Genomic DNA, 18,359 nt, shown 5'->3' with positions numbered 1-18,359 from the left:
CAACAAAAAAAGATCATTACAGAAATAATTACTCACTGATTATGCATAAATGACGGCGAGATGCGTTAATGTGTATGAGATGTAAATAATAAGTGAAAATTTTATTTTGCGAAAAAGTGTCGCCGCGAAAATAAATTTCCGGCGAGAAAGTTAATAAAGCGGTGAAATAAATGAATAGTTATTCAAAGCATAAAACGGTAGCCGATGCCGGTTTCCGTTAATAAATAGCGGGGGCGCGCTGGATCGGCCTCCAGCTTTTGCCGAAGGTGTCCCATATAAATGCGTAAATAGTGACTATGCTCAATGGCATTTGGTCCCCAGACCTGATTCAGCAGCTGGCGCTGGGTTAATACTTTTCCGGCATTATTGAGCAGCACCGCCAGCAGGCGAAACTCAATCGGCGTTAAATGCACCGGCTCGCCGTCGCGCATAATCTGCCGGGCGGCAAGATCCACCTGCAAATTGCCGAACGAGATCAGCGGCTCATTTTGCTGCCCGTTGGCATGGCGGCGCAGCGCAACCCGCAGCCGGGCCTGAAGCTCGCCGATACCGAACGGTTTACTAAGATAGTCATCCGCGCCCGCGTCCAGGGCGGTGATTTTGTCGGTTTCCTCCACGCGCGCCGACAGCACAATAATCGGCATCTGGCTCCACAGGCGGACCTCGCGGATAAAATCAATGCCGTCGCCGTCCGGCAGACCCAGATCGAGGATCGCCAGATCGGGTTTGCGGCTCGCGGCCTCCAGCAGCCCGCGCTGAAGGCTGTCGGCTTCGAATACCCGCAGCCCGTCGGCTTCCAGCGCGGTGCGCAGAAAGCGGCGGATTGCCTGTTCATCTTCAATAATCAGAATGTTAATCACAGTACCTCACCAGGCTCTTCCATCGCGGGTGGCGCGTGCCGGGGCAGGGTAACACGGAAACAGGCTCCGCCCTGCGCCCGGTTGCTGGCGGTCAGCGTGCCGCCGTGAACGCTGACGATCGCCTGGCAAATTGCCAGCCCCAGCCCCACGCCGGGGATGGCCGACTCTTTCATTCCACGGGCGAATTTGTCGAAGATCTTCCGCTCCTGACCGGGCGGAATACCCGGCCCGGTGTCCCACACTTCCAGCACCAACTGCTGGTCTTCTTTACGGGCGTTCAGCCCGATTTGCGCCCGTCTTCCGGCATATTTCAGGGCGTTCTCCAGCAGGTTGATCAGCACCCGCTCAAACAGCGGGCCGTCGACGTGGATAAGCAGCAGCGGCTCCGGCAAAGAGAGCGTGATCGGCTGGCTGCCCGGCTCCAGGCTTTGCAATGCGCTACCCACCAGTTCTTCCAGCGTCAGCCACTCTTTCTTAAGATTAAACCCACCGGACTGAATTCGCGCCATATCCAGCAGATTATTGACCAGCCGGGTGGTGTTGAGCACATGCTGGCGAATTTCGCTGGCCTGCGGCGCGTGTTTCGACCCTTCGCTGGCCAGATCCAGCGTGAGGATTTCCGCCTGTCCGAACAGCACCGTCAGCGGCGTGCGCAGATCGTGCGACAGCGCCGCCAGCAGCGCGTTGCGCACGCTTTCGCGCTCGCTCGCCAGCCGCGCCTGCTCTTCGCTGGTGGTGAGCGCCAGCCGCTCCAGGGCGCTGGCAATCAGCAGGGTAAAGGTTTCCAGCAGCCGCTGCTGCTCAGGGATCATCAGCTGGCGCAGATTTCCCGGCTCGACCACCACCAGCCCGTGCGTGCGGCTGGCGCTTTTCAGCGGCAAAATCTGGTACGGCACGCCGGGCAGCGTATCGGTTCCCGCGCCTGCGGGCTGGCTGCGATCAAAACTCCAGCGGGCGATAGCGTCATCCCACGGCGTCATGCCGGGCTGATGATTAAGCGGAATAAGCCGCCCGCCAGCCTCGGGAAACAGCAACTGGCTGCGCGCCTGAAAAGTGGAGTGGATAAACCGCTCGCTAATCTCAGCAATATCTTCTGCGCTGCGGCTTATCGCCAGCGATTTCGACATCTCATACAGGTGACGCGTGCGCTGCTCGCGGTAGCGGGCGACCCGCGCCTGATAGCGCATTCCCGCCGTTAAGTTGCCGATCACCAGCCCGACAATCAGCATCACCATAAAGGTCAGAATGTACTGCACGTCGGACACCGCGAGGGTGCCGTGCGGGGCGATGAAAAACAGGTCGAAACTCACCACGTTGATAAGCGTTGCCAGTACCGACGGCCAGCGCCCGTAGCGCAGCGCGACGATCACCACCGCCAGCAGGTAGATCATCACCAGATTGGTAGGATCGAAGGCGGTCAGCCACTGCATCGCCATCAGGGTGATCCCGGCGCACAGCGCGAGCGCGACCAGGCAGCCGTGCAGCTGTACCCGAAAGCGGTCGATAAATCCCCGGCTGTCGCTGGCGCGCGGCGAGGGCGAGGAGGGGGGATCGTCGAGGGCGACCATCATAACATCCAGATCCGGCCCGTGGCGGGCGAGACGTCCGGCGAAGGAATCTCCCTGCCACCAGCGCCGCCGGGTCTGGCGTCCGAGCACAATTTTGCCGAGATTGTGCTCGCGCGCGTAGCGTAACAGCGCTTTTTCTTCCGAGGGATCGGCGAGAGTGGCGGTCTCCGCGCCCAGTTCTTGCGCCAGCCGCAGGGCGCTGAGGATAGCCTGACGCTGCGCGAGCGGCAGGCGGTGCAGGCGTGGCGTTTCCACATACACCGCGTGCCAGACGCTGCCGAGTTTTGCCGCCAGCCGCGCGGCGGTGCGCACCAGTTTTTCACTGCCGGTCTGATGACCAATGCACAGCAGAATAGCGTCGCGGGTATGCCAGACTTTTTCCTGCCCCTGATTTTCCCGCCAGGCGCGCATTTGATCGTCAACGCGGTCAGCGGTGCGTCGCAGCGCCAGTTCGCGCAGGGCATAAAGATTGCCCTTGCGGAAAAAGTTTTCGATGGCACGCTCCGCCTGGCCGGGCAGATACACCTTGCCTTCATGCAGGCGCTGGCGCAAATCGTCAGGCGGCAGATCGACCAGTACCACGTCATCGGCGGCGTCAAAAACCGGGTCCGGCACGGTTTCCCGCACCTGGATACCGGTTACGCCGCTGACCACGTCGTTCAGGCTTTCCAGATGCTGAACGTTAATGGTGGTGAAAACGTCGATGCCCGCGTTGAGCAATTCCTCAACGTCCTGCCAGCGGCGGGGATGACGCGAGCCGGGCGCATTGCTGTGCGCCAGCTCGTCCATCAGGATCAGCGCCGGACGGCGGGCCAGCGCCGCATCGAGATCGAATTCGGCGACCCTGCGCCCGCGATGCGTAAACTGGCGCGGCGGCAATCTGGCGAGTCCTTCGAGCATCGCCGCCGTCTCTTTGCGGCCGTGGGTTTCCACGACGCCTGCCAGAATATCCAGCCCCTGCGCGCGCAGCCGTTGCGCCTCCGCCAGCATCGCCCAGGTTTTTCCCACCCCCGCGCAGGCCCCGAAGAAAATCTTCAGCTTGCCGCGATGCGCTATGGCAGTTTGCTCCAGCAGGCGGTCGGGGTCGGGACGCAGCGGCTCGTCGGTCATTTATTTTCCTTTAGATCATCCAGAGACATATTCAGCTCGACAATATTTACCACAGGTTGGCCGAGAAAGCTGAACAGCGGTTTCTGCGTGGCACGGGCGATGAGCGGTGCGATCTGTTCTGCCGACAGATCCCGCGCCTTCGCCACGCGCGGCAGTTGCCACAGCACGGCCTGCGGCGTCAGATGATTATCCAGTCCGCTGCCCGACGCGGTGACCAGTTCCACCGGAACGGCAGGCACGGCGTCGGGATTGGCGGCCCGCAGCGCCTGCACGCGCTCGCGGATAGCGTTATCCTGCGCCGGATTGCTGACCGCGAGGTTGCTGCCGCCGGACGCGGACGGATTATAAGGCGCGTCAGCGGTCACGGACGGACGACCATGAAAATAATCGGCGCGGGTAAAATCCTGGCCTATCAGCCGTGAGCCGCGCAGCCCGTCCGCCGACTGGATCAGCGAACCGTTAGCGTTATTGTGGAACCACCACTGCCCCAGCGCGGTGGTGAGCAGCGGATAAAGCCCGCCGGTAATCAGCGTCAGTAAAATCAGCAGGGAAAGAGCAGGTCGAATCAGACGCATACACACCTCACGCCAGACCCAGCAGGGTCAATAATAAATCAATAAGTTTGATGCCAATAAACGGCACCACCAGGCCACCGAGACCGTAGATCAGCAAATTACGCCGCAGCATGGCGGACGCGGAGAGCGGTTTATAGCTCACGCCGCGCAGCGCCAGCGGGATCAGGAAGACGATAATCAGCGCATTGAATATCACCGCGCTGAGAATGGCGGACACCGGCGAATGCAGGTGCATAATATTCAGCACGCCAATCTGCGGCCAGGTGGCGGCGAAAGCTGCCGGAATAATGGCGAAATATTTGGCGATGTCGTTAGCGAGACTGAACGTGGTCAGCGAGCCGCGCGTCATCAGCATCTGCTTACCGATATGCACCACTTCAATCAGCTTGGTGGGGTTGGAGTCCAGATCCACCATATTGCCCGCTTCTTTCGCCGCCTGGGTGCCGGAATTCATCGCCACCGCCACGTCCGCCTGCGCCAGCGCCGGGGCGTCGTTGGTGCCGTCGCCGGTCATCGCCACCAGCCGACCTTCGGCCTGATACTGGCGGATCAGTGCCAGCTTGGCTTCCGGCGTGGCCTCCGCCAGAAAATCATCCACTCCCGCCTCGGCGGCAATGGCGGCGGCGGTGAGGCTGTTATCGCCGGTGATCATGACGGTTTTGATCCCCATCTGCCGCAGCCGGGCAAAGCGTTCTTTAATGCCGCCCTTGACGATATCTTTCAGGGCAATCACCCCCAGCACCCGCGCGCCTTCCGCCACCACCAGCGGGGTGGCACCCTGCCGGGCGACGTCTTCAACGCGCTGGTTAACTTCAGCAGGAAACTGGCCGCCGTTGGCTTCCACATGGCGGCGAATGGCGTCAACGGAGCCTTTACGGATCGTCCGCTCATCCACGTTAATTCCGCTCATCCGCGTCTGGGCGGTGAAGGGAATGAAGGTGGCGTGCAGCGACTGAACATCGCGCTCGCGCAGGTTAAACCGCTGCTTCGCCAGCACCACAATGCTGCGGCCTTCCGGGGTTTCATCCGCCAGTGACGCCAGCTGTGCGGCGTCGGCAAGCGTGCGTTCCTCGACCCCCTGCGCCGGAATAAACTCCGATGCCTGGCGGTTGCCCAGCGTAATAGTGCCGGTTTTATCCAGCAGCAGCACGTCAACGTCCCCGGCGGCTTCAACCGCGCGCCCGCTGGTGGCGATGACGTTAGCCCCGAGCATCCGGCTCATCCCGGCGATACCGATAGCTGACAGCAGACCGCCGATAGTGGTCGGGATCAGACACACCAGCAGCGCCACCAGCACCGTCACGCTCACCGGCTCGCCCGCCCAGGCCGAGAACGGCCACAGCGTGGCGGTCGCCAGCAGGAAGACAATGGTCAGCGCAATCAGCAGGATCGTCAGGGCGATTTCGTTAGGGGTTTTACGCCGCTGCGCGCCCTCGACCATGGCGATCATCCGGTCAAGAAAGGTTTCACCCGGATTAACGCTGCACGTAATCACCAGCCAGTCGGAAAGAATGCGCGTGCCGCCGGTGACAGAGGCGAAATCGCCGCCTGACTCACGGATCACCGGCGCGGATTCCCCGGTGATGGCGCTTTCATCAACCGATGCGCCGCCTTCGACCACTTCGCCATCGCAGGGGATAATATCGCCAGCTTCAACCCGCACGATATCTCCCTTGCGCAGCGACGCCGCCGGGACGCGCTCGCCTTTTGCCTGAGACGAGGGCGCGTCCAGCTTCCACGCAAATGCCGTTTTTTGCACACCTTTCAGGCTGCTGGCCTGGGCTTTACTGCGTCCTTCCGCCATCGCCTCGGCGAAGTTGGCGAACAGTACGGTAAACCACAGCCACAGGCTGACCGCGCCCGTAAAGCGCGCGTCGCCGGTTAACTGTCCGGCGAGCATGGCTATCGCTAGCCCGCTGGTCAGCACGCTCCCTACCCAGACGATAAACATCACCGGGTTACGTAACTGGATATGCGGACTCAATTTTTTTAGCGAATCGATCGTCGCCTGCCGAATCAGCGCGGGTTCAAACAGCGCCTGTTTCCTGCGATTCATAGTTAAATGCTCCACCTGACTCAACGTAACGAGAGAAGTTCTGCCACCGGCCCGGAGACCAGTGCGGGGATAAAGGTCAGCGCGCCGACCAGCAGCACCGTCCCGGTCAGTAAGCCAACAAACAGCGCGCCGGATGTGACCAGCGTCCCGGCGCTGGCGGGCTGGATTTTTTTGCTGACCAGCGAACCGGCAATCGCCATCACCGGGATGATGACGCCGAAGCGACCCACCCACATGCAGAACGCCAGCAGGCAGTTCCAGAAGGGCGTGTTCGCGCTGAGTCCGGCAAAGGCGCTGCCGTTATTGTTGGCGGCAGAAGACACCGCATACAGCACTTCGCTGAAGCCATGCGCGCCAGGATTAAACATGCCGCTGCGCCCGGCATCGGTCATCATGGCGAGTGCCGTGCCGCCCAGCACCAGCGCCGGGGTGACGAGGATCGCCAGCGCGGTCATTTTCATTTCCCGGACATCGATTTTTTTACCGAGGTATTCCGGCGTGCGCCCGGTCATTAGCCCGGCGATAAACACCGCCAGCAGCACGAACAGCAGCATCCCGTACAGACCAGAGCCGACGCCGCCAAAAACCACCTCGCCGATTTGCATCAGCCATAGCGGCACCATGCCGCCCAGCGCGGTGAACGAGTCGTGCATGGCATTAACCGCCCCGCACGATGCGGCGGTCGTCACCACCGCAAACAGGCTGCTGGCGAGAATACCGAAGCGGCTTTCCTTGCCTTCCATATTCAGGCTACCGTCCGCGCCGAGCGGGATCAGATGTGGATTGCCCACGCTCTCCGCCCACATCACCACGGCGGCGCTGACGATGAAAATCAGCGTCATTGCCCACAGCAAGGTGTGCCCCTGACGGCGGTCGCCCACCGCTTCGCCAAACGCAAAGCACAGCGCGGCGGGAATGATGAAAATCGCCAGCATCTGAACGAAATTGGTCAACGCGGTCGGGTTTTCAAACGGATGCGAAGAGTTGGCATTAAAGAAGCCGCCGCCGTTGGTGCCGAGCATTTTGATCGCTTCCTGCGAGGCGACCGGTCCCATCGGCAGCCAGTGCTGCACGCCTTCCAGCGACGTTACCGATTGGTACGGCAGCAGATTCTGCAGGCTCCCCTGCTGGATAAAAAACAGCGCGAGGACAAGCGACAGCGGCAGCAGCACCCAGAGGGTAATGCGGGTCAAATCCACCCACGCGTTGCCGAGCGTACTCATACTGCGGCGGGCGAAGGCGCGGGTCAGCGCAAACACCACCGCAATCCCGCTGGCAGCGGAAAGAAAGTTTTGCACCGTCAGCCCCACCATCTGGCTGAAATAGCTCATCGTGCTTTCGCCGCTGTAGGATTGCCAGTTGGTATTGGCGACAAAACTGACGGCGGTATTCAGCGCCAGATGCCAGGACAAGCCGGGCAGTTGCTGCGGATTTAACGGCAGCGATCCCTGCATCATCAGCAGAACAAACAGCACCAGCAGACCCAGCAGGTTAAACAGCAGTATCGCCCACAAATAATGACGCCAGCTCATCTCCTCGTCTGAAACGCCGAGCAGCCGCCAGAGGGTTTTTTCCACTGGCAACGCGCCCGGCAGAGTATGTCCGGCGATCATGCGCGCCAGTAATGTCCCCAGCGGACGCGCCGCCAGCATCAGCACCAGCAAAAAACTGGCAATCAATAAAAATCCTTGCGCCGCCATCAGAATGCCTCCGCATTAATCAGGGCATAAATCAGCCACGCCAGTAACAGGATCACCAGCACCACGCCAGCTATCACGCCTGCACCCACAGGTCACCTCCACAGTGATTAGGTTAATGCGGTGAAGATAGAGGTCTGCGCGCAAAGATTTTGCAAAAATCAGTGGGTGGGATGTAAAAAAAGTATAAAAATCGAAATACCCATTATTTAACTAATGATTAGTATTCTTTTAACTTTTATGTAACTTAATTACCAAAGTGAGCAAATTTTTTTAGGAAATCCTTAAAAAAAGTGGTCGGATGAGTAGTAAAATTACGCGCAAAGCGGTACTATTTTAGCCAGACAACGATTTCCGGTTAACGTTACCGGCCAACTTAAGGGGAGAATAATATGGACATGTATAAAGAATATTCCGCAAGCACCGTGTTGATTCGTCGCATTTTCGCCCTGGTGGCGGGGATTGTCGCGTTACCGGTCCTGCTTTTCTGGAAAGATCGCGCTCGTTTCTATAGCTATCTGCATCGTATCTGGTCTAAAACCAGCGAGAAGCCCGTATGGATGGATCAGGCTGAAAAAGCAGCCTGTGATTTTTATTAATCAGACTACAAAGACTACACGCAGCAAAAAAATAATAATTCCATCCTTTCACGGCCCGTCTTTTACAGACGGGCCGTTTTTTTTATCTGGCTCTGACTACACTTACCTTTGAGAGTGAAAAGGAGCCGTTATGAGTAACAAAATTCCTGTTGGCGTCAGTGCCTGCGTACTGGGAGAGCAGGTCCGTTTTGATGGCGGACACAAGCGGCTGATTTTCGCCGTGGATGAACTGGCACCCTGGGTTCAGTTTGAACCCGTCTGCCCTGAAGTGGGCATTGGCCTGCCAGTGCCGCGTCCGGCGCTGCGGCTGGTCAAAAACAATGAGGGCGACATCAGCCTGCGCTTTAGCGACAAGCGCGAAGGTGATTTAACCGCCAGCATGGAAAACTTTACCCGTCAGCGCATCCGCCGCTTCGAATATCTTTGCGGCTACATCGTCTGCGCTAAATCCCCCAGCTGCGGGATGGAGCGGGTGAGGGTGTATGAGGAAGAGGGGAAGAACAACCGTAAAGCCGGGCGCGGCATTTATACCCGCATCCTGATGGAAACCTTTCCGTGGCTGCCGGTTGAAGAGGACGGTCGCCTTCAGGACCCGCTGCTGCGCGAGAATTTCGTCGAGCGCATTTACGCGCTGCACGAACTGAACAGCCTGCGCGAGGCAGGTCTGACCCGTGGCGATCTGATTGCCTTTCACAGCCGCTACAAGCTGCTGTTACTGGCGCATTCCCAGCCGAAGTACCGCGAACTTGGGCGCTTCGTGGCGGCGGTCAATGAATGGGATTCGCTGGAGGCGTATTTCGTGGAATACCGTCAGCGGCTGATGGATTTGATGGCGATGCCGACCTCGCGGCGCAACCATACCAACGTCCTCATGCACGTTCAGGGCTACTTTCGTAAACAGCTTAATTCCCGGCAGCGCCAGGAACTGGCCGCGCTCATTGACCGCTACCGCCAGGGACTTCAGCCGCTGCTGGCCCCGGTTACGCTGATCAAACATTACATGGCTGAATACCCGGATGCTTATCTGGCAGGACAGCGCTATTTCGATCCCTGGCCCGAAGAATTACGCCTGCGTTACGGACATTAATTTATGACTACTCATCTGGTCTGGTTTCGGGCAGACCTGCGTCTGCATGACAATTTTGCGCTGGCGGCGGCGTGTCGGGATCGGCACGCCAGAGTGCTGGCGCTCTTTATCGCCACCCCCGAACAGTGGCGAACGCATAACCTCGCCCCGCGTCAGGCCGCGTTGTTGACCTCCCAGCTCAACGCGCTGCGCCAGACGCTGGCACAGAAGGGCATCGCGCTGATTTATAAAGAAGCAGCGGATTTTACGGCCAGCCTCGAAACCATTAAGCAGGTTTGCGAGCAGGAACAGGTCAGCGATCTGTTTTACAACTATCAGTATGAACTCAATGAGCGGCAACGCGATGCGGCGCTGGAAAAAGCGTTAAGCGGGGTGATTTGCCAGGGGTTTGACGATAGCGTGATGCTGCCACCCGGCAGCGTAATGACCGGTAATCAGCAGATGTATAAGGTGTTTACGCCGTTTAAAAATGCCTTTCTGCGCCGCCTGATGGACGGTTTGCCGGAGTGCGTGGCGGCACCGAAAGTGCGCGAGAGTGGAGCACTGGAGCCACCCGCTACGCCGATCACCATTAACTATCCGCAGGAGGCGTTTGATCCTGACCTCTTCGCCCCGGATGAAGCGTCCGCTCTTGAGCGGCTGCGCGAGTTTTGCCGTAGCGGAGCCGCAGAGTACGCGCAGCGGCGCGATTACCCGGCAATTGATGGCACCAGCCGCCTGTCGGCCTGTCTCACGCTGGGGATGCTGTCGCCGCGTCAGTGTCTGCATCGCCTGCTGGCGGAGCAGCCGGACGCGCTGGCGGGCGGGGCCGGGGCCGTCTGGCTGAATGAGCTGATCTGGCGCGAATTCTACCGTCATCTGATGACCTGGAATCCGCAGCTTTGCCGCTACCGTCCGTTTATTCGCTGGACCGATAACGTCAAATGGCAGCATGACGACGCGCTACTTGAGGCCTGGCAGCAGGGCAAAACCGGCTATCCGATAGTTGATGCTGCCATGCGGCAGATGAATGCCACCGGCTGGATGCATAACCGCCTGCGGATGATCGCCGCCAGTTTCCTGGTTAAAGATTTGCTGATCGACTGGCGCAGCGGCGAGCGTTATTTCATGTCGCAACTGATTGACGGCGATCTGGCGGCCAACAACGGCGGCTGGCAATGGGCCGCGTCCACCGGCACCGACGCCGCGCCCTATTTTCGCATCTTCAATCCGACGACCCAGGGCGAGAAGTTTGACCGCGACGGCGAATTTATCCGCACGTGGCTGCCGGAGCTCAAAGCGGTGCCGGGAAAAGCAGTGCATACCCCGTGGGAGTGGGCGGAGAAAAACGGCGTCACGCTCGATTACCCGCGCCCGGTGGTGGACCATAAACAGGCGCGCAAAACGACGCTTGCCGCGTATGAGGCGGCGCGGAAGGGGGAGTCCGCATAACTCACTTTTAGCCCGGCAGAACGCCGGGCTATCAGTCACATCAGGCGGTGGCTGCCGCCTGTTTTTTGACCCGCAGCGCCTGGTATAACCAGATCGCCAGCACCAGCCCCACGCACGCCAGTGCCCCCCAGGTGATTTCACTAAACACATCAATGTACGCATGAATGGAATAGTTGATCGCGCCGGATTCATCGAACGTGCCCTGCGACGTTCCATCGGCGATGACGCCTGCCAGATAATTGGCGATGGCCCCGGAGAAGAGCATATAAATGCCGGTTAAAACGCCGGTGACGCCAGGGATCTCAATGCGGGTAATTTGCGACATCGCTACCGGGTCGATAAACAGTTCGGCGAAGCCCATTACCGCAAGACCGAGGATCATTAACGGCATGGAGGAGTGACCGTAGGTCGCAGACCAGCGGGCGCTGAGGGTCAGAATGCAGAATCCGGCGCTCATCAGGCCGAGGCCAAGGGCAAATTTTCCCCAGATGCGCACCGTGCGATTGCCGCTGACGCTCTCTTTGACCAGCCAGGCCAGCACCACGCCGCAGAGCATCACCGCAAACGCGTTTACCGACTGGAACATGGCGGTCGGCACGGCATAGCCGAGAACGTCGCGGTTCACAAAACGGTCAATATAAAGGCTGATGGAGCTTCCGCCCTGCTGGGCAAAAGCCCAGAACAGCAGGCTGAACAGGGTCAGCGTAATGATAAGCCCCAGCTCTTTGCGCTGCTTTTGTCCTGGTGCCTGACGATAAATCTTCGCCAGCACCACGGCCCCAACCACCGTTGCCGCGATGATGGCGTACACCGCCCACGCTTTCCAGAACAGGATGGTGATGCACAGCGGCGCGGCAATCAGCAACGCCAGCAGCCAGCTCCAGTTAGGTAATGCCAGCGTGCGGGTGCGAAGTGCCGCGTGATTGACGCCGGTCGTGTGGGCGAAATGACGATGACCGCACAGAAAAATGATCAGCCCCGCCACCATGCCGATGGCCGCCAGCGCGAAGCCCATCGCCCAGCTATACTCCTCCTGCACGTAGCCGCAGGCGACAGGGGCAACAATTGAGCCGACATTACCGGCGGCATACAGCAGCGAAAAGCCCCCGTCGCGGCGCGGATCCTGTGGCTGGTACAGCTCCCCTAACAGGCAGCTGATATTCGATTTAAACAGGCCATAGCCGCAGACGATAATCGCCAGTGATAAATAGAGAAAAGCCGGCGCCATTTCGCTGGCACCGAGCACCAGATGCCCAATCGCCATTAACACTGCGCCGATCATCACCGCCATGCGGTTACCGAGGAGCTTATCTGCCAGAAAGCCGCCGAGAATCGGCGTCACGTAGACCAGCGAACAGTACGCGCTGAACAGTTCGTAGGCATGGTTATCATCGTATCTGAGCTGGTTGGTGAGATAGAGGATCAGCAGTGCGCGCATACCGTAAAAGCTGAAATATTCCCAAATTTGCAGCGCGACGACGTAATAAATCGCGCGCGGCTGTGCTGCTTTTTTATTCATCTTAAACCCTGACTTCTTCCCACCAGAAAGTGGGGTAATACCCGAATTATATGCTGCTGCGAGGATCAAATATTTATGCAATATGCTATCTGATTGCATAAATATACATGATTCACGTCACGCTATTCTACGCATTTTGAGGGATGAGGTCGGGGGCGCGGCGGGCAAGGCGTGTGAATTGTCAGTCGACGCGCGCAGCGGAGAAGGCTATTTTATCCGGGCGTGTAAAATAAAAGATAAAGAGAGTGATGATGAAAAACACCGAACTGGAACAGCTGATTAACGAAAAGCTTAATAGCAGCACCTTCAGCGACTACGGACCGAATGGTTTGCAGGTGGAAGGTAAAGAGACGGTGCAAAAGATTATCACTGGCGTCACCGCCAGCCAGGCATTGCTGGACGAAGCGGTACGTCAGCAGGCGGATGCGGTGATCGTGCATCACGGCTATTTCTGGAAAAACGAAGCGCCGGTGATCCGGGGCATGAAGCGCAATCGCCTGAAAACGCTGCTGCAAAATGACATTAACCTTTACGGCTGGCACCTGCCGCTGGATGCGCACCCGGAACTGGGTAACAACGTCCAGCTTGCCGCGCTGCTCGGCATCACCGTGAAAGGAGAGATTGAGCCGCTGGTGCCGTGGGGCGAGCTGTCAATGCCGGTGCCGGGGCTGGAACTGGCCTCATGGATCGAGGCGCGCCTCGGACGCCGACCGCTGTGGAGCGGCGATACCGGGCCGGATTTGGTCCAGCGCGTGGCCTGGTGTACCGGCGGCGGGCAGGGATTTATCGACAGCGCGGCGCGTTTTGGCGTCGATGCTTTCATCACCGGCGAAGTGTCGGAACAAACGATTCATTCGGCGCGCGAGCAGGGGCTGCATTTCTACGCCGCCGGACACCACGCCACTGAGCGCGGCGGTATTCGCGCCCTGAGCGAATGGCTGACCGAAAATACCGATCTGGATGTCACTTTTATTGATATCCCTAACCCGGCCTGAAGAGAGGAAGTAGAGTGCAGCGAGCGCGTTGTTATTTGTCAGGAGAGACCGCCGTGGTGCTGGAGCTTGAGCCTCCGGTGACGCTGGCGAGCCAGAAGCGGATTTGGCGTTTGACCCAGCGTGTCGCGGAAATGCCAAACGTGGTGGAAGCCATTCCGGGGATGAACAATATCACCGTCGTGCTGCGCGATCCGCAGTCGCTGGCGCTGGATGCCATCGAGCGTTTACAGCGCTGGTGGGAGGAGAGCGAGGCGCTGGAGCCGGATTCGCGCGCTATTAATATTCCGGTGATCTACGGTGGCGCACAGGGGCCGGATCTGGGCGATGTCGCCCGTCACTGCGGGCTGAGTGAAAAACAGGTCGTGGAGCTGCATTCGTCGGTGGATTACGTGGTCTGGTTTCTTGGTTTTCAGCCAGGCTTCCCCTATCTGGGAGGCCTGCCGGAACCGCTGATCACGCCGCGTCGCGCCGAGCCTCGCGTGCTGGTGCCTGCCGGATCGGTGGGTATCGGCGGCGAGCAGACCGGCGTCTATCCGCTGCCGACGCCGGGTGGCTGGCAGCTCATCGGCGTTACGCCGCTGGCGCTGTTCGATCCGGCAAAAGATGAACCCGTTCTGCTGCGCCCCGGTGACACCGTGCGCTTTGTGCCGCAAAAGGAGGGCGTATGCTGAATATTATTCAAGCCGGGATGATGACAACGGTCCAGGACGGCGGGCGAATTGGCCAGCGTCAGTCCGGGATCAGCCGGTGCGGCGCGCTGGATCTGCCTGCGCTGCATACGGCGAATCTGCTGGTGGGCAACGATAAAAACGCGGCGGCGCTGGAAATTGTGCTCGGCCAGTTTAGCGTTGAGTTTAAACAGGACGGCTGGTTTGCGCTGACCGGCGCTGGCTGCGACGCGAAGCTTGATGACCATGCCGTCTGGACCGGCTGGCGGCTCCAGGCGCGCGCCGGTCAGGTACTGACGCTGAAGCGTCCGCGCCACGGCGTGCGCAGCTATCTGGCGGTAGCCGGGGGCATTGATGTACCGCAGGTGATGGGCTCGTACAGCACCGACCTGAAACTCGGCATCGGCGGGCTGGAAGGGCGGCTGTTGCAGGATGGCGACCAGCTCCGCGTCGGCATGCCTGCACGGGAATTCAGCGGCCCGCACGGGATCCGCCAGTTGCTGTGGGGCAATCGCCTGCGCGCACTGCCGGGGCCGGAATATCACGAATTCGACGCGGCATCGCAGGCGGCGTTCTGGCGGCTGCCGTGGCGTCTTAGCCCGCAAAGCAACCGGATGGGCTACCGTTTACAGGGGCAGGTGCTTCGTCGTAACACGGAACGCGAGCTGGTATCACATGGCCTGCTGCCGGGCATCGTCCAGGTTCCGCATAACGGTCAGCCGATCGTACTGATGAATGATGCCCAGACCACCGGCGGCTATCCGCGCATTGCGTCTGTTATTGAAGCGGATATGTATCACCTGGCGCAGATCCCGCTGGGACAACCGATCCACTTTACCCCCTGCACGCTGGAAGAGGCGTTAAAAGCCCGCAGTGACCAGCAGCGTTACATTGAACAACTGGCGTGGCGACTGAATGACGACGATCGATCTTAACGCCGATGTTGGCGAAGGCTGCGCCAGCGATGGCGAACTCTTCACCTTAATTTCCTCAGCCAATATTGCCTGTGGCTTCCACGCGGGCGATGCGTACACCATGCTGACGAGCGTTCGCGCCGCGTTAAAAAACAACGTGGCGATTGGCGCGCATCCGGGCTTCCCCGACCGGGAGAACGTTGGCCGTACCGCCATGCAGTTGCCGCCGGAGACGGTCCGTGCCCAGACGCTGTATCAGATCGGTGCGCTGGCGGCGATAGCCCGCGCGGAAGGCGGTGCCCTGCGCCATGTCAAACCGCACGGAATGCTCTACAACCAGGCGGCGAAAGATCCGCAGCTGGCGGATGCCATCGCCCGTGCAACTCACGCCTTTTCGCCGGAGCTGATCCTCGTCGGGCTGGCGGGCAGCGAGCTTATCCGCGCCGGAGAACGTTACGGTTTGCGCACCCGTCAGGAAGTGTTTGCTGACCGGGGCTATCAGGCTGACGGTAGCCTGGTGCCGCGCGGCCAGCCGGGGGCGCTGACTGAGAATGAACAGCAGGCGCTGGAGATGATCCTGCGCGGGCGAGTGATGAGCATTGACCGACAGTGGGTGGCAGTGAAGGCTGACACGCTGTGCCTGCACGGTGACGACGATCGCGCGCTGGATCATGCCCACCGTTTACGGGCTGCCTTTGCGGCGCAGGGCATCGTCGTCAGCGCGCAATAGCGTTTGCGGATTGCCGAACGCCAGAAATCATTAATCAGGAGACACTATGCCAGAAGGCCCGGAGATCCGCCGCGCGGCGGACAGCCTCGAAGCCGCCGTCAAAGGTCAACCGCTCACCGAAGCCTGGTTTGCCTTCCCCCAGTTACAGCGCTATTCCGCCAGCCTGCTGGGGGAGCGGATAGACGCCATCGAAACGCGCGGTAAGGCGCTGCTGACCCACTTTTCAAACGGTCTGACCCTCTACAGCCATAACCAGCTTTACGGCGTCTGGCGGGTGGTTGACGCGGGCGAAACGCCCCAGTCATCGCGCGTGCTGCGGGTGAAACTGCAAACGGCGGAAAAGGCAATTTTGCTCTACAGCGCTTCGGATATTGAAATGCTGACCGTCGATGAACTGGCTCAGCATCCGTTTTTACTGCGCGTCGGGCCGGACGTGCTGGATATGACACTGACGGCACAGGAGGTCAAAGAGCGTCTGCTTTCCCGACGTTTTTGCCGCCGCCAGTTTTCCGGGCTGCTGCTGGATCAGGCGTTTCTCGCCGGACTGGGCAACTATCTGCGGGTGGAAATCCTCTGGCATACGGGTCTTGCCCCCGGCCATAAAGCCGCTGAAATCAGCGAACCACAACTGGATGCGCTGGCCCACGCGCTGCTGGCGATCCCGCGTCTTTCTTACCAGACGCGCGGTAAGGTGAACGAGAAAAAACATCACGGCGCGCTGTTTCGCTTTAAGGTGTTTCATCGGGCAGGAAAGAAATGCGAGCGCTGCGGGGGAATAATTGAAAAAACCACGCTCTCATCGCGTCCCTTTTACTGGTGTCCGGGCTGCCAGAAATAGAAAAACCCCGTATAAAATACGGGGTTTTTGCACGCTGGCGTGTAAAACGTCAATCCGCCGTCAGTGTTTTTTGACGTCGGATTTGAAATCACGCTGGTCGTAGCCGGTATAGAGCTGACGCGGACGCGCAATCTTAATGCCGTCGTCATGCATTTCATTCCAGTGCGCAATCCAGCCCACGGTACGCGCCATCGCGAAGATCACCGTAAACATAGAGGACGGGATGCCCATCGCTTTCAGGATGATACCGGAGTAGAAATCGACGTTCGGGTACAGTTTACGCTCGATAAAGTACGGGTCGTTCAGGGCGATGTTTTCCAGCTCCATCGCCACTTCCAGCAGATCGTCTTTCGTACCCAGTTCTTTCAGCACTTCATGACAGGTTTCACGCATCACCGTGGCACGCGGATCGTAGTTCTTGTACACGCGGTGACCAAAGCCCATCAGACGGAACGAATCATTCTTGTCTTTCGCGCGGCGCAGGAATTCAGGAATGTGTTTCACAGAGCTGATTTCTTCCAGCATTTTCAGCGCGGCTTCGTTCGCGCCGCCGTGTGCGGGTCCCCACAGCGAGGCGATACCCGCCGCGATACAGGCAAATGGATTCGCGCCGGATGAACCTGCGGTACGCACGGTAGACGTGGAGGCGTTTTGCTCGTGGTCGGCATGGAGGATCAGAATGCGGTCCATTGCCCGTTCCAGAACCGGATTCACTTCGTACTGTTCGCACGGCGTGGCGAACATCATGTGCAGGAAATTGCCCGCATAGGACAGGTCGTTACGCGGATAAACGAACGGCTGACCAATCGAATATTTGTAACACATCGCTGCCACGGTCGGCATTTTGGAGAGCAGACGGAAAGCGGCAATTTCACGGTGACGTGAATTATTCACATCCAGCGAGTCATGATAGAACGCCGCCAGCGCGCCGGTCACGCCGCACAGCACCGCCATAGGGTGCGAGTCACGACGAAAACCGTGGAACAGGCGGGTGATTTGCTCGTGGATCATGGTGTGGCGGGTAACGATAGTCTGGAAATCTTTATATTCTTGCTGGGTCGGTTTTTCGCCGTACAGCAGGATATAACAGACTTCCAGATAGTTAGATCCGGTCGCCAGTTGGTCGATAGGGAAACCGCGATGCAACAGAATGCCTTCGTCACCGTCAATGTAGGTGATTTTGGATTCGCAAGATGCGGTGGAGGTGAAACCAGGGTCAAATGTGAAAACGCCTTTTGATCCCAGACTACGGATATCGATTACATCCTGACCTAGCGTGCCTTTTAGCACATCCAGTTCAACGGCATCGTCACCACCGAGGGTGAGCTTTGCTTTATTATCAGCCATTTACGGTCTCCTTAGCGCCTTATTGCTTAAGACTGCCGCCAGCCGGATTTGCCTTCAGTCTGTTAATAAACGTGACCAGTTTGTTATTTGGCTCGCAGCTCTGTGTTTATACAGGGAAACCAGGGTACAGAGCGATGGGCGCTTGCAGGTACACGTCAAAATTCCAGCGAAACAACAGCAAATCAGGGTGTTGCAATCCGAATCTTCAAACCTGTCTATCACTAATACCTGTACTGATTACAGCGGTCAATAACATCTCACTGTTACATAACTTATTCGCAGGTGAAAGAGTGACCCCATAACTTTTACGCATTATATGACTTTTCGGCTATCGTTTGTAACAAGAATGTTTAATATTTGTCAAA

At 58.7% G+C, this 18,359-nt stretch carries 16 protein-coding genes; 8 read left to right on the top strand and 8 right to left on the bottom strand.

Features of this window, described 5'->3' with window-relative positions; genetic code table 11:
• Positions 1 to 182 precede the first annotated feature (182 nt).
• The 6 genes from kdpE to RT197_RS09265 are packed head-to-tail and all read right to left on the bottom strand — an operon-like array spanning position 183 to position 7,958.
• Positions 183 to 860 carry a two-component system response regulator KdpE gene (gene kdpE / locus RT197_RS09290; RefSeq protein ID WP_312949595.1) on the bottom strand — a complete coding sequence of 226 codons (678 nt, stop codon included), beginning with the start codon at positions 858 to 860 and terminating at the stop codon, positions 183 to 185.
• Positions 857 to 3,538: a two-component system sensor histidine kinase KdpD gene (gene kdpD, locus RT197_RS09285; protein WP_312949593.1), complete on the bottom strand. Its 2,682-nt coding sequence runs from the start codon at positions 3,536 to 3,538 to the stop codon at positions 857 to 859. Before kdpD ends, kdpE begins: the two co-directional genes overlap by 4 nt.
• Entirely contained in the window at positions 3,535 to 4,113 is a 579-nt protein-coding gene (gene kdpC, locus RT197_RS09280; RefSeq protein WP_312949590.1) for a potassium-transporting ATPase subunit KdpC, read from the bottom strand. Before kdpC ends, kdpD begins: the two co-directional genes overlap by 4 nt.
• 7 nt (positions 4,114 to 4,120) lie before the next feature.
• Positions 4,121 to 6,169, bottom strand: a complete 2,049-nt coding sequence (kdpB, locus tag RT197_RS09275; RefSeq protein WP_312949588.1) for a potassium-transporting ATPase subunit KdpB — start codon at positions 6,167 to 6,169, stop codon at positions 4,121 to 4,123.
• A 20-nt stretch (positions 6,170 to 6,189) separates the two neighbouring features.
• A complete protein-coding gene (gene kdpA / locus RT197_RS09270; protein WP_312949585.1) occupies positions 6,190 to 7,869 on the bottom strand; it encodes a potassium-transporting ATPase subunit KdpA in 1,680 nt (559 codons plus the stop codon).
• Positions 7,869 to 7,958, bottom strand: coding sequence for a potassium-transporting ATPase subunit F (locus tag RT197_RS09265; RefSeq protein ID WP_312949583.1), 90 nt, complete (start codon positions 7,956 to 7,958; stop codon positions 7,869 to 7,871). The genes kdpA and RT197_RS09265 overlap by 1 nt, the downstream gene beginning before the upstream one ends.
• 300 nt (positions 7,959 to 8,258) lie before the next feature.
• On the opposite strand from RT197_RS09265, the gene RT197_RS09260 reads away from it, so the two are divergent.
• The 3 genes from RT197_RS09260 (at position 8,259) to phrB (ending at position 10,983) form a co-directional block, all read left to right on the top strand.
• Entirely contained in the window at positions 8,259 to 8,465 is a 207-nt protein-coding gene (locus RT197_RS09260) for a YbfA family protein (RefSeq protein WP_312949580.1), read from the top strand.
• A gap of 130 nt (positions 8,466 to 8,595) precedes the next feature.
• The gene (locus RT197_RS09255; protein ID WP_312949577.1) at positions 8,596 to 9,552 is read left to right on the top strand and encodes a DUF523 and DUF1722 domain-containing protein; all 957 of its coding nucleotides are present in this window, start codon (positions 8,596 to 8,598) and stop codon (positions 9,550 to 9,552) included.
• Between the two features lie 3 nt (positions 9,553 to 9,555).
• Complete coding sequence (gene phrB / locus RT197_RS09250) at positions 9,556 to 10,983, top strand: deoxyribodipyrimidine photo-lyase (RefSeq protein ID WP_312949575.1); 1,428 nt, start codon at positions 9,556 to 9,558, stop codon at positions 10,981 to 10,983.
• 40 nt (positions 10,984 to 11,023) lie between these two features.
• On the opposite strand, the gene dtpD is transcribed toward phrB, so the two are convergent.
• Positions 11,024 to 12,502 carry a dipeptide permease DtpD gene (gene dtpD / locus RT197_RS09245; protein ID WP_312949573.1) on the bottom strand — a complete coding sequence of 493 codons (1,479 nt, stop codon included), beginning with the start codon at positions 12,500 to 12,502 and terminating at the stop codon, positions 11,024 to 11,026.
• Between the two features lie 251 nt (positions 12,503 to 12,753).
• Here dtpD and RT197_RS09240 point away from each other — a divergent pair, with 251 nt between their 5' ends.
• From RT197_RS09240 to nei, 5 genes are read left to right on the top strand one after another with little or no spacing between them, the layout of a single operon-like run.
• Entirely contained in the window at positions 12,754 to 13,497 is a 744-nt protein-coding gene (locus RT197_RS09240; RefSeq protein ID WP_312949571.1) for a type 2 GTP cyclohydrolase I, read from the top strand.
• A gap of 14 nt (positions 13,498 to 13,511) precedes the next feature.
• Positions 13,512 to 14,168 carry a 5-oxoprolinase subunit PxpB gene (pxpB, locus tag RT197_RS09235; RefSeq protein ID WP_312949569.1) on the top strand — a complete coding sequence of 219 codons (657 nt, stop codon included), beginning with the start codon at positions 13,512 to 13,514 and terminating at the stop codon, positions 14,166 to 14,168.
• Complete coding sequence (gene pxpC, locus RT197_RS09230) at positions 14,162 to 15,100, top strand: 5-oxoprolinase subunit PxpC (RefSeq protein ID WP_312949567.1); 939 nt, start codon at positions 14,162 to 14,164, stop codon at positions 15,098 to 15,100. Before pxpB ends, pxpC begins: the two co-directional genes overlap by 7 nt.
• The gene (gene pxpA, locus RT197_RS09225; RefSeq protein ID WP_312949565.1) at positions 15,081 to 15,809 is read left to right on the top strand and encodes a 5-oxoprolinase subunit PxpA; all 729 of its coding nucleotides are present in this window, start codon (positions 15,081 to 15,083) and stop codon (positions 15,807 to 15,809) included. The genes pxpC and pxpA overlap by 20 nt, the downstream gene beginning before the upstream one ends.
• 46 nt (positions 15,810 to 15,855) lie before the next feature.
• Positions 15,856 to 16,647, top strand: a complete 792-nt coding sequence (gene nei, locus RT197_RS09220; protein ID WP_312949564.1) for an endonuclease VIII — start codon at positions 15,856 to 15,858, stop codon at positions 16,645 to 16,647.
• Positions 16,648 to 16,707: 60 nt separating this feature from the next.
• Here the strand turns inward: nei and RT197_RS09215 are convergent, their stop codons facing one another.
• On the bottom strand, positions 16,708 to 17,994 hold the full coding sequence (locus RT197_RS09215; RefSeq protein WP_312949563.1) for a citrate synthase: 1,287 nt from the start codon (positions 17,992 to 17,994) through the stop codon (positions 16,708 to 16,710).
• Positions 17,995 to 18,359 lie beyond the last annotated feature (365 nt).

Origin of the sequence: Superficieibacter sp. (assembly GCF_032071645.1) — a bacterium.
In the GTDB taxonomy this organism is placed as follows: Bacteria; Pseudomonadota; Gammaproteobacteria; order Enterobacterales; family Enterobacteriaceae; genus Superficieibacter.
The sequence above is the reverse complement of the archived record's forward strand: the minus strand, read 5'-3'. Positions and strand labels throughout refer to the sequence as shown.

Excerpts from the sequence above, each read along its gene's own strand:
- RT197_RS09255 (WP_312949577.1), top strand. The coding sequence starts at position 8,596 with ATGAGTAACAAAATTCCTGTTGGCGTCAGTGCCTGCGTACTGGGAGAG.
- phrB (WP_312949575.1), top strand. The coding sequence starts at position 9,556 with ATGACTACTCATCTGGTCTGGTTTCGGGCAGACCTGCGTCTGCATGAC.
- kdpD (WP_312949593.1), bottom strand. The coding sequence starts at position 3,538 with ATGACCGACGAGCCGCTGCGTCCCGACCCCGACCGCCTGCTGGAGCAA.
- pxpC (WP_312949567.1), top strand. The coding sequence starts at position 14,162 with ATGCTGAATATTATTCAAGCCGGGATGATGACAACGGTCCAGGACGGC.
- kdpC (WP_312949590.1), bottom strand. The coding sequence starts at position 4,113 with ATGCGTCTGATTCGACCTGCTCTTTCCCTGCTGATTTTACTGACGCTG.
- kdpA (WP_312949585.1), bottom strand. The coding sequence starts at position 7,869 with ATGGCGGCGCAAGGATTTTTATTGATTGCCAGTTTTTTGCTGGTGCTG.
- dtpD (WP_312949573.1), bottom strand. The coding sequence starts at position 12,502 with ATGAATAAAAAAGCAGCACAGCCGCGCGCGATTTATTACGTCGTCGCG.
- kdpB (WP_312949588.1), bottom strand. The coding sequence starts at position 6,169 with ATGAATCGCAGGAAACAGGCGCTGTTTGAACCCGCGCTGATTCGGCAG.
- RT197_RS09260 (WP_312949580.1), top strand. The coding sequence starts at position 8,259 with ATGGACATGTATAAAGAATATTCCGCAAGCACCGTGTTGATTCGTCGC.
- RT197_RS09215 (WP_312949563.1), bottom strand. The coding sequence starts at position 17,994 with ATGGCTGATAATAAAGCAAAGCTCACCCTCGGTGGTGACGATGCCGTT.
- pxpA (WP_312949565.1), top strand. The coding sequence starts at position 15,081 with ATGACGACGATCGATCTTAACGCCGATGTTGGCGAAGGCTGCGCCAGC.
- nei (WP_312949564.1), top strand. The coding sequence starts at position 15,856 with ATGCCAGAAGGCCCGGAGATCCGCCGCGCGGCGGACAGCCTCGAAGCC.
- RT197_RS09240 (WP_312949571.1), top strand. The coding sequence starts at position 12,754 with ATGAAAAACACCGAACTGGAACAGCTGATTAACGAAAAGCTTAATAGC.